General features: G+C 67.7%; 11 protein-coding genes. 2 read left to right on the top strand and 9 right to left on the bottom strand.

Annotation, left to right across the window (positions count from 1 at the left end):
- Positions 1-180 precede the first annotated feature (180 nt).
- Positions 181-1,437, bottom strand: a complete 1,257-nt coding sequence (locus ABT158_RS50490) for an MFS transporter (protein ID WP_352366532.1) — start codon at positions 1,435-1,437, stop codon at positions 181-183.
- 53 nt (positions 1,438-1,490) lie between these two features.
- Here ABT158_RS50490 and ABT158_RS50485 point away from each other — a divergent pair, with 53 nt between their 5' ends.
- Entirely contained in the window at positions 1,491-2,051 is a 561-nt protein-coding gene (locus tag ABT158_RS50485) for a CGNR zinc finger domain-containing protein (RefSeq protein ID WP_352366530.1), read from the top strand.
- On the opposite strand, the gene ABT158_RS50480 is transcribed toward ABT158_RS50485, so the two are convergent.
- From ABT158_RS50480 to ABT158_RS50470, 3 genes are all read right to left on the bottom strand, one after another.
- Entirely contained in the window at positions 2,017-2,655 is a 639-nt protein-coding gene (locus tag ABT158_RS50480; RefSeq protein ID WP_352366528.1) for a DUF4158 domain-containing protein, read from the bottom strand. The genes ABT158_RS50485 and ABT158_RS50480 overlap by 35 nt on opposite strands.
- 164 nt (positions 2,656-2,819) lie before the next feature.
- Positions 2,820-3,977 (bottom strand): pentapeptide repeat-containing protein, encoded by a 1,158-nt coding sequence (locus ABT158_RS50475; protein WP_352366526.1) that lies wholly within the window; start codon positions 3,975-3,977, stop codon positions 2,820-2,822.
- Positions 3,964-4,428, bottom strand: coding sequence for a hypothetical protein (locus tag ABT158_RS50470; protein WP_352366524.1), 465 nt, complete (start codon positions 4,426-4,428; stop codon positions 3,964-3,966). Before ABT158_RS50470 ends, ABT158_RS50475 begins: the two co-directional genes overlap by 14 nt.
- A 211-nt stretch (positions 4,429-4,639) precedes the next feature.
- On the opposite strand from ABT158_RS50470, the gene ABT158_RS50465 reads away from it, so the two are divergent.
- Positions 4,640-5,047 (top strand): DUF4118 domain-containing protein, encoded by a 408-nt coding sequence (locus ABT158_RS50465; RefSeq protein ID WP_352366522.1) that lies wholly within the window; start codon positions 4,640-4,642, stop codon positions 5,045-5,047.
- A 205-nt stretch (positions 5,048-5,252) separates the two neighbouring features.
- Here ABT158_RS50465 and ABT158_RS50460 read toward each other — a convergent pair whose 3' ends face one another.
- The 5 genes from ABT158_RS50460 to ABT158_RS50435 form a co-directional block, all read right to left on the bottom strand.
- Complete coding sequence (locus ABT158_RS50460; RefSeq protein ID WP_352366520.1) at positions 5,253-5,411, bottom strand: hypothetical protein; 159 nt, start codon at positions 5,409-5,411, stop codon at positions 5,253-5,255.
- A 207-nt stretch (positions 5,412-5,618) separates the two neighbouring features.
- On the bottom strand, positions 5,619-6,566 hold the full coding sequence (gene pip, locus ABT158_RS50455; protein ID WP_352366518.1) for a prolyl aminopeptidase: 948 nt from the start codon (positions 6,564-6,566) through the stop codon (positions 5,619-5,621).
- An 82-nt stretch (positions 6,567-6,648) separates the two neighbouring features.
- Positions 6,649-6,855: a hypothetical protein gene (locus ABT158_RS50450; RefSeq protein WP_352366516.1), complete on the bottom strand. Its 207-nt coding sequence runs from the start codon at positions 6,853-6,855 to the stop codon at positions 6,649-6,651.
- 21 nt (positions 6,856-6,876) lie between these two features.
- Entirely contained in the window at positions 6,877-7,407 is a 531-nt protein-coding gene (locus ABT158_RS50445; RefSeq protein ID WP_352366514.1) for a hypothetical protein, read from the bottom strand.
- Positions 7,408-8,169: 762 nt separating this feature from the next.
- Entirely contained in the window at positions 8,170-9,621 is a 1,452-nt protein-coding gene (locus tag ABT158_RS50435; RefSeq protein WP_352366513.1) for an NF041680 family putative transposase, read from the bottom strand.
- Positions 9,622-9,918 lie beyond the last annotated feature (297 nt).

Genomic DNA, 9,918 nt, shown 5'->3' with positions numbered 1-9,918 from the left:
ACTACGTTCCCGACATGATCGATCCTCCTTCAACGCAGTCACTCGCCACGTGCGACCTCATGTCGCAAGGGTCGGTGTCACCAGACGCAAAGTAGGGGTGCCGTCGGAATACGGCAGAAACGGGCCGTGCGAGCACTCATCTGTTCCGAGAGCGTGCCTTCGGTGGCACTGAAGGCACAATCAGACGCCGACCTCGGCCTGGCGAGGACGGGCGTCCTCAGCGATGCGCAGATGGCGCACGGGCGACAGCAGCACCCACATCGGTGCCAGCGCGAGCCCGATGCTTCCCACCAGCAGCGCCGGGCGCAGGCCGATCAGATCGCCCAGCAGGCCGCCTGCCATGGCTCCAAGCGGGAGTACGCCGAACGACAGCGTGCGGTAGGCGGCGTTGGCCCGGCCGACCACGGCGGCGGGTACGGCGACCTGCCTCAGTGTGACCGCCTGTGAGCCCGACACCGCGATGCCGACGCCCTCAACGAAGTAGGCGACGGCCAGCACGATCGGGCTGACCGGGCCGGACACCAGGGGGATGGCGATGAGCGGTGTGGAGGCGACCACCGTGGTCGCGATGAGCGCGGGGCCGAAGCCGAGCCTGCGCACCAGCGGCTGTGTGGCCAGTGCGCCAAGCACGGCGCCCGCCGCTGCCGTCGAGGCGATGGCGCCGATGACCCCCGCGGACAGCCCCAGGTCGTGCACGGCGTACAGGATGTAGAGGGCGGCGATGAACTGGCCGAAGAAGTTGAAGGTGGCCGCCTCCAGGGCGACGGGCCTGAGGTGGCGGTTGCCGAAGGTCGCGCGCACCCCTTCGGCCATCTCTTGCCAGATCCGCCGGACGCTACCGGGTTGCGGGGTCGGCTCGCGGTGCCGGACACGCAACAGGAACAGCGCTGAGAGCAGGAAGGACAGCGCGTCGAAGGCGAGCGCGACAGGCGCGCTGAGCGCCTGGACCAGCAGACCGCCCAGCCCTGGCCCGGCTAGTTGCGCGAGTGAGGCGCTGAACTGCAGGCGGCTGTTGGCCCGCACCAGGTTCTGGCCTGGCACGAGCGCGGGCACGTAGGCGTGATAGGCGGTGTCGAACAGCACGGTCAGCGTCCCGCTGGCCAAGACGATCAGGTAGAGGCTCTCGATCCCCAGCACCCCGCCCAGGGCGGTGACCGGGATCAGGGCGATCGCGACCGCTCGCCCCAGGTCGGCTCCGAGGAGCAGCGGCCGGCGGCGGCTGCGGTCGATCCATACGCCCGCCAGCAGGGTGAGCAGGAGAGCGGGTAGGTAGCCGGCGGCGTTCAGCAGGCCTATCTGGGTGGGGCCGGCGTCGAACAGCGCGACGGCGGTCAGCGGCAGCGCCACGGTGGTGATCTGGGATCCCACCTGGGAAATGGACTGCGCGGCCCACAGCGATCCGAAGTCGCGATCTTCTACCCTCTTGAGGAGTATCACGGGGTTAGAAATAGAGGCTTCTAACCTCTTATGTCAACCTCTATAGTTAGAGCATGCCGTTCATGTTCGTCGGAGGTTCGCTTCCGCTCGACTTCACCAACACGGTCAGCTGGCACACCGGGCCGGAGCCGTACGATCATCTGCAGACCCCGCAGGACCTCGCGGACTGGGCGGAGCAGGCGGGAATCCCGGCGCCCGCCGGCACGCTGGCCACCCTGGACGCGGCCCGGGAACTACGCGAGGCGCTGTTCCGCTCCTTCCTGGCCGTCATCGACGAGCACCCGCCTGACCTCGGCGACGTGGACAAGATCAATGCGCACCTGCGGGCGGCGATGAGTCATCTGCGGCTGACCGTCGACCTGGCATGGGGCTGGGACGATCAGGGCTCTCCCGACCTGGCGCTGTGGACGATCGCCCGGCAGGGCGCCGAACTGCTCGCCTCGCCCGATCTGCGGTCGGTGTCCATCTGCCAGGCCGACAACTGTGGCTGGCTCTTCCTTGACCGCCGTCATCTGCGCCGCTGGTGCACAAAGGAAGGCTGCGGCAACCGGGCCAAGGCGGCCAGACACTACCAGCGGGTCAGGGCCCGAAGAATGTCACCGTCACAGAGGTGATGGGTGTCCCTCCGAACCTACGACCTCTCCTACTTCTCGCTGACACTCCAGGCTGACCCAGCCGGGAGGCGATCCGCGCCGACGAGGCGACCTCCGCGTTGTGCAGGGCCGAGGCCACGATCCGCGAGATCCGCCCAGGCGCCGGCGGTTCGATCCGCTCCTCGCGCAGATACTTGAGCAGCTCCTCCCGGACCCGTTCAGGCCGTCGCTCGGCGTGCGCGACCTCCTCGGCCAGCCACACCGCCAGCTTCGCCGCGTCCTCCGTCGTGCAGGTACGAAAGCCCAGGTGCGTACGGATCTGATGGAAGTGGTACTCGATCGTGGAGCCGGACCACTCGTAGAAGCCGAACTCCGACGCGGGAACCCGGACCTGCTTGGCCACGTGCTCCACCACGTCATCCGGCAGCTCTGAACGGCCAGCGGGAACCAGCCATGCTGCGTGTAGAACTTCAGCAAGATCGCGAAACCGAGTCGAGTGGCGTCGCGCTTTCCGGCGATCAGGCCGCGCTCTTCGTCCAGGGACGTCCAGTGCTCGACCAGATCGTCGATGTGCATCGAGGGGTGTTTCATGACCAACCAGCAGTGACCAGGCAAGTAACAGCAAGATCAACGCCGTTTGGGGCTCATGACACGTTTCTTACCGGCACCCCGAATTGCCGCAGAGGACCGTCCCGGAAATGGTCTTTTACGAGACGGTTTGAACATGAGCCGGATTGCGGGAAGACGTCTTCCCGGTGAGAGGCCCCGCAGCCCCCAAGGTTCCAGGGATCAGATAAGGCTCAGAGCGCTGTCTGAGGCACCTCCCGTGCGGACCCGTAGCCGCCCGTCCGGCAACAGTTCGGAGTTCGCTCGCAGACGCGCCTCCCACTCAGGCGTGGGCCACTGGGTCCGCTCGTTCCAGACCACGTCGGCTAGGTCCGCATCGGTCAGGTCCGCATCGGTCAGGTCCGCGCCGGGCAGGTCCGCGCTGGTCAGGTGCGCGCCGGTCAGGTGCGCGCCGGTCAGATCTGCGCCGGTCAGATCTGCGCCGGTCAGGTCCGCGCGGGTCAGGTCCGCGTCGAACAGCCCCGCGTCGCTCAGGTGCGCGCAGATCAACCACGCGCCGGTCAGGTTCGCGCCGAGCAGGTCCACGTCGATCAACCTCGCGTCGCTCAGGTTCGCGCGAGTCAGGTTCGCACGGCTCAAATGCGCGCGGGTCAGGTTCGCGCCGAGCAGGTCCGCGTCGCTCAGGTTCGCGCGGGTCAGGTTCGCGCCGAGCAGGTCCGCGCGGCTCAGGTCCGCGCGGGTCAGGTTCGCGTTGAACAGTCCGGCGCCGGTCAGGTTCGCGTCGAACAGTCCGGCGCCGGTCAGGTCCACGCCGGTCAGGTCCACGCTGGTCAGGTCCACGCGGGCCAGGATCGCGCCGAGCAGTCTCGCGTCGCTCAGGTTTGTGCCGGTCAGGTCCGCGCGAGTCAGGTCCGCGCGGCTCAGGTCCGTGCCGGTCAGGTTCGCTCGAGTCAGGTTCGCGCCGAGCAGGTACGCGTCGCTCAGGTTTGCGCCGGTCAGGTTCGCGTGGGTCAGGTCCGCCCAGGTCAGGTTCGCGTGGGTCAGGTCCGCCCAGGTCAGGTTCGCGTGGCTCAGGTCCGTGCCGGTCAGGTTCGCGCGGCTCAGGTTCGCGCGGCTCAGGTTCGCGCGGCTCAGGTCCGCGCGGCTCAGGTCCGCGCGGCTCAGGTCCGCCCAGGTCAGATCCGTGCCGTTCAGGTGCGCTCTGCTCAAGTCCGTACCAGGACGGTTCAGCGGCGATGAGCGCGCGAACGCCGGGGTGGTGCGGGTCCAGGCCCGCCACCAGGACCGTCCGGGCTTGCGGTCGTCGGCCGGGCGGAACGCGGGGGAGGTGCGGGCGAAGGCCGTGATGATCCGGCCTGTGAGCGAGTCAGCGCGCAGCATCGCCTTCTCCTCCTGCCTGCCGGGAGACCGCCTCGGCCGAGGACGGGGGTCCAGGCGGGGCCGTGATGCCCGGTGCGGGTCGATGGGGTTGCTCGGCGGGCGCGGTGGCTGGCTCTGCTGTCTGCGCCGGTCTCGTAACCCCGTCGGCGATGGGCAGGCCGGCCTGCACCGGAATCTGCTGGCTGAGCTTTTCCAGGATGAGAGGCGCGGCCGCCCCGAGCCCCACAGCGATGAGGGGCGTCATCCCGTTGACCGACGCGCCGGCGGCTCCGGCCACCACCGCGCTGGCCGCCGCGCGGCCCAGCACCGAGACCAGATACGGGCCGCCGCCCGGCCCGTACGGATAGCGCCAGGGCCAGCCGTGGCCCACCCGGCGCACCGCCTTGATGAAGTCCAGCGCCTCGATGGCCAGCCCACCGCCCAGTCCCCACAGCGCAAACATCCAGCCCATGAAGCGACCGTAGACGTGCCCCCGGAGCTGCACCCAGCAAAACGAGACGTGAGCCGACGTGCGGGGATGTGATTGTCCTACGATGGCGGGCTTTGGCCACCGGTCAGCTCACGGACCGGCCTGCTTTCGCGGAGTCGGCGTAGGTCGGGGATGTGGTTGTAGAGCGTGCCGACGCTCACGCCGAGCAGCTTCGCGATGGGTCGTCGTTGGCGTGGCGGCACTGGGTAATCGCGTGGCGGGGGCGGTGGCGGCGTTGTCGGCGGCGGTGTGGTTCGACTTCTTCTTCACCCGGCCCTACCAGGAGTTCGCCATCGCCAAGGCGGCGGACGTCCAGACCGCGGTTCTGCCGCTCGTCGTGGGCGTGGCGGTCTCGCAGCTGGCTGCCTACGCCCGCCGTATGCGGGTGGTCACCATCACCAGCGCCGACTACCTCAAGCACATCTACCAGACCGCCGAACTCGCCCAGACCTCCGACGGAGCCCACGCGGTGGTCGAGCACGTCCGCGACCAGCTCGTCGAGATCCTCAGCCTGAGGAACTGCCGCTTCGAGTACGGCAGCCTGATCGGCCACCCACCACAACTCCGCCCCCGATCAGTGCCAGCGTTCGCCGGTGTGTGACGGTCGTGGCGAGCATCAAGGTCAGCAGCGACCTCAGCTACAGCGGCAGCCGCGACATGGCTGCCTGCTGAAACATCCAGGCCGTGCGTGCAGAGGTAGAAAGTGTGGCCCTGAACCCGCTGGGAGGAGTCCGGGCCAGCCGCAACACATGTGGCATGGCAGCCTGCAGCCTGCTGGTCAGGGGCTTACCGGAAGCCAAGGCAGGTCAGGCGAACAGCTCACGGAGGGCCGCCTCCTGATCGTCGCGGGTACGTTGCAGGGCCTGGTAGAGGCGTTCGGCGGGGACCTCGAACGCGGCGAAGTGGTTGGGGTTGCCGTACTCGTGGGGTCCGTACTGCGGTGGGCGCCAGCGACCGTCGACCATGCTTCCCCGCTGGAGCATGGCTGGGTGAAGGGGCCCGAGGAACCGGCGGACAGCCGTTGGCGCTGAAAAGGATCAAGGCGCGCTTACCGATGAAAGATCCTCGCCCATGAAACGTTGAGATGACTACCCGCCATGGTCATTCTCAGCGATAGCCGCCGTTCGCAGGCTCCACAACCCCCCGTTGCTGACCAGTGAGCCAGGCCCGACTCAGCTCGCGAAGCCATCCAAAGCAGCAGGAACGGCCTTGGCCATGGTGCTGCTGCCGGTATGCCCCGAGTCATCCACCACGACCAGCCGGGCATCGGGCCAGGCCTGGGCCAGTTGCCAGGCGTTCTCCAACGGGCTGCCCAGGTCGAAGCGGCCGTGGATGAGCACGCCGGGGATGCCGGCCAGCTTGTACGCGTCCCGCAGCAGGATGCCCTCCTCCAGCCAGGCGGCGTTGGAGAAGTAGTGGGCGCAGATGCGGGTGACGGCCAGCAGATCGGCCTCCGGGCGGTCGCTGTAGGCGTTCGGCTTGCCGTTGACCTCTAGGGAGATCACCGCGTCCTCCCAGTCCGCCCAGTCGTGGGTGGCCTTGGCGCGTACGGCGGGGTCGGGGTCGGACATGAGCCGCGCGTAGGCGGCCAGCAGGTCGCCGTCGCGTTCGGCCTCGGGGACGCCTTCGCGGAAGCGCTGCCACTGCTCGGGGAAGAAGCGTCCCACACCGCGGTAGAGCCAGTCGATCTCGGAGCGGCGGGTCATGGTGACGCCGCAGATGACCATCTCCGAGACCCGCTCGGGGTGGGCTTCGGCGTAGGCGAGCATCAGCGTGGATCCCCACGAACCGCCATACAGCAGCCATCGGTCGACGCCGAGATGTTCGCGCAACCGTTCCATGTCGGTGACCAGGTGGTGGGTGGTGTTGGCGCTCAGGTCGACGGCCGGGTCACTGGCGTGCGGCAGGCTCCGGCCGCAGTTGCGCTGATCGAACAAGATGACGCGGTAGCGCTCGGGGTCGAAGCCGCGACGTTGACCGGGGGAGCAGCTCCCGCCGGGGCCGCCGTGGACGACCAGCGCGGGCTTGCCCTCGGGGTTGCCGCAAACCTCCCAATAGATGAGGTTCCCGTCACCAGTGTCAAGGTGGCCGTGGTCGTAGGGCTCGATCGGGGGATACATCGCCCCAAAATACAAGCGCCAGCACTCGAGTCAGCAACTCCACTTGCCCGTGCTTGCGCTGCGACTGCAATCAAGATCCTTCTCAGCGCCAATGGCTGTCCGCCGGTTCCTCGACCCCGGTGAAGAACGAGGTGGCCAGCCAGCGACTTCGCCCTGGCCGGTCCGGATCGGCCAGCCAAGCGGGTTCACCGCTCATCTTGTCGTCGGCTCGTCCGGCGATCTCCCACATCCGGTAGGTGTCGGGGTGCCACCCGAGGTCAGCCGCGGCCTGGGCGCGGGTCTCGGTCATCGAGATCAACCGGAGGCCGACCTACTCAGGCGGCGCACCGCAGCCCAACCGGTGCCGCACGAATTCCGGATGAGCGTCACCGATCTCGATGCTGTTCTCATCAAGAGCGTTGGCGATATGGAAACAGCCGGCGTCGAAGACGAACTCCACCGCGATGGTGCCGTCCGCCAGGTCATGACTCGAAGGACGCCACTCCAGCAGAGCAACTTCGCGTAGTTCCTGGCCGACGAACGGCTCAAGCCGTTCGTCGGCACCGGACCACGCCGGAGTCAGCTCGAACCATTCCCAGTCGCTGATCGCTGTCGTCGTGTCGATGCTGTTCCAGCTGATCGACAGCTCATCGAGCTTCCAGTGGCAGATCTCTACCTGGACACCGTCGAAGTTCAAGACAACGGGGCAGTCAGCGAACCAATCCCCGTCCTCGACAAACCGCACGATCGCGAACCCCGTCAGACGCCGGCCACCAAGCGCTGCCATGCCTGGCCCGTGTTCCTTGCGGACGGCTTCAAGGCCGACGAGAAAGGTCGGCTCGAAGCCGGAGATCCCCATCACGATAGGTGATTGTCCAGGTTCCTCACGCAGTCGGCCAGCCGATATCTACCGACAGGCAGCATGGCCCGCTTGACAGATCAGATTCCACATAACTCGCCGCTGGATCGTCGAGCGAACCCTGTCCTGGCTCATGCGGGCCCGCCGCAACTGCCGGGACTACGAGCGCCTGCACTCCCACAGCGAGGCCCATCTCACCATGGCGGCCATCACCCTGATGAGCCGGCGCCTGACCCGCCGGAAACCGCGTCGGCCACTCGGCGCCATCCGTTAGCGTCGCGTCAAGCCGTCACACCGTGACGCCTGCAGAACGCGAACGGCTGATCCGAACGCGAAGAACGGGCCCGCAACACGATCAACCACGCGGGCGGATCACCACGGCGTTCCCGCCACGCCGCCGTCCGGCAGCGACTGGAGCAGAACTTCGCATCCACCCGCTTCTGCACCGTGACCCACCAACTTCGCCCGCATACCGAACACGTCGCCGACGGTCGCTGCTTGCCATCTCCCGAGACGAGGGCCTCGGCTCAACCCCATGGCCGCGATCTCGGCCAGCGCCGCGTCATACTCCTCGCGCCGCCGCCGGCGGGACCGCAACTCTGCGACCGGCACGCCGACGAGCAGAAACGCCGTGACGACCGTGCTGTCACCTCCAGCTCGGCTCCACAGCCCTCACACACACGGACCTCGGTTCGCCGACCCACTCAGCAATTCTCACGCGCTGTCACTGCCCTCACCAGGCCCTGCCAACTTGAGAAACAGGCGCTAAGCTTGTTCTTTATCCTCCGGATTGTTGTAGGGCTGCGAGGGTGCGGCCGCGTTTGATGGTCTTGCCCACGTCGTATCGGGTGCGGGGCGGCGATTGGGGATCCCGGATGGACGTCCTGGGCCGGGCCGAGAGGGTTTGGGCGCACTGGCCGGCTGGGCGAGTGCAGGACGCAGGTTCCGAAACCCGCGCCGGACCCGAGCGGGAGTGAGCTGCCCCCGCGAGGCTGCTTTCTCCCATGGGTGACGCAGGTCCTCGGTCAGCCGGCGAGCCATGCGCAGCTGGGTGTGCACGATGATGAGCAGCCAGGTCCAGCGGTCGGCGGCCTGGGCGGCGCGCAGCTTGGGCCGGGTCCAGCCAAGGGTCTGTTTCCAGAAGCGGTAGGTGTGCTCCAGGTCGAATCTGCGCAGGAAGGCTTGCCAGCTGCGGTCCACGTCCACGCCGGTGACGCCGGTCTTGGAGGACCAGAGCCAGATGGGTGGGGCGTCTCGGTCGCCGGGCAGGTGCTCGACCTTCAGCCGGATCAGGGTGCCTTCAACGAGGGGAAGTTCGCCTTCGTGGTCGAGCCAGGCGGCGCGGTGGGTGAGGCAGGGGTGAAGCCGGTCCCAGGCGCTGGTCTCGGCCTTGCCGTAATGGGTGGTGTCCGTGACCGTGGCCACCGCGGGCTTGGGCCAGGTGGCGGGGTCGGCCAGGGCGAACTCGCCGCCGTGCTTGGACGGCCGACCGCCCTTGGGGTCATAGCGTCGTGGTGGGGCGGGCAGGCGCAGCACCCGGTCGGAGCGGATGCGTCCCAGCAGTTCGACGGGCAGGTCACGCAGGACATAGGCCAGACGGGTGATGTCGTAGCCGGCGTCGGTCACGATGAGCACATCTGGATCTCCGCTGCGCCACTGCCCGGCAGCGATCAGCCGCTCGATCACGCCGCGGAGCTGGGCGGCGGTGACGGCGGTGGCGTCGTCGGCCGGCCCCAGCCGCACCACATCCAGCGGCGACGTCCACGACGTGCGGCCCATCTCCAGCGCCGCCACGAACGAGTACGGCCAGCCCGGGATGAACTGCGAGGCGCTCTTGGCCCGGCCGTATACATGGCAGAACAACCGCTCGGCCGAGCAGGCAGCATCCGAGCGCAGCCACGGCGACACATCCACCGCCAGCACGATCCGCCCTTCTGGCCAGCGTGGTAACGGCAGCGCGGCCAGCACTTGGCGCAGCTGGTCCGCATCGATCCGGCCGTGGTTGAGCCCGCCGTACAGGGCGCCGTGCCCGCGCCGGTACTCCGGCGACAAGCTCAGATCCACCGGCGAGTGCACCGGTCCGGGCTCGCACAACAGCGCCTCTGCCAGCTCGAACAACGCATCGGCCCGCGCCTTGAGGCAGGCGTAGACATCATTTCGGAACCGGGACAACACCTCTGAAGACTCGACACAGGCGGCTTCGTTCAGCAGACTCACCCTCACGGCCTTGTAGCGATCACTAGCGACTCGACACCGCACATGATCACTCAAGGCCGTCTTGCTGTCCGCGAAACGATCAACCCGCCGCTCAGCACAACAATCCGGACGATAAAGAACAAGCTAAGGCATCACGAGGGCCTGCGTTGACGGGACCGATCACGCCGGTAAGGGTTCGTCCGGAAACCGGCGCAGGCCCTGTCGCGGGTCTGTCTAGATAACGGTGTATCTCGATCTTGATTAGTTATCGAGTGGTCGGGGTCAGGCGGCCTTCGAAGGTGATGGCGAAGGCGTTCA

This window comes from Nonomuraea sp. NPDC001636 (genome assembly GCF_040298265.1).
Taxonomy (GTDB): domain Bacteria; phylum Actinomycetota; class Actinomycetes; order Streptosporangiales; family Streptosporangiaceae; genus Nonomuraea.
The sequence above is the reverse complement of the archived record's forward strand: the minus strand, read 5'-3'. Positions and strand labels throughout refer to the sequence as shown.

Bases quoted from the DNA above. Each gene is read 5' to 3' on its own strand.
- pip (WP_352366518.1), bottom strand. From the start codon at position 6,566: ATGTATCCCCCGATCGAGCCCTACGACCACGGCCACCTTGACACTGGT.
- ABT158_RS50460 (WP_352366520.1), bottom strand. From the start codon at position 5,411: ATGGTCGACGGTCGCTGGCGCCCACCGCAGTACGGACCCCACGAGTAC.
- ABT158_RS50475 (WP_352366526.1), bottom strand. From the start codon at position 3,977: ATGCTGCGCGCTGACTCGCTCACAGGCCGGATCATCACGGCCTTCGCC.
- ABT158_RS50485 (WP_352366530.1), top strand. From the start codon at position 1,491: ATGCCGTTCATGTTCGTCGGAGGTTCGCTTCCGCTCGACTTCACCAAC.
- ABT158_RS50470 (WP_352366524.1), bottom strand. From the start codon at position 4,428: ATGGGCTGGATGTTTGCGCTGTGGGGACTGGGCGGTGGGCTGGCCATC.
- ABT158_RS50450 (WP_352366516.1), bottom strand. From the start codon at position 6,855: ATGACCGAGACCCGCGCCCAGGCCGCGGCTGACCTCGGGTGGCACCCC.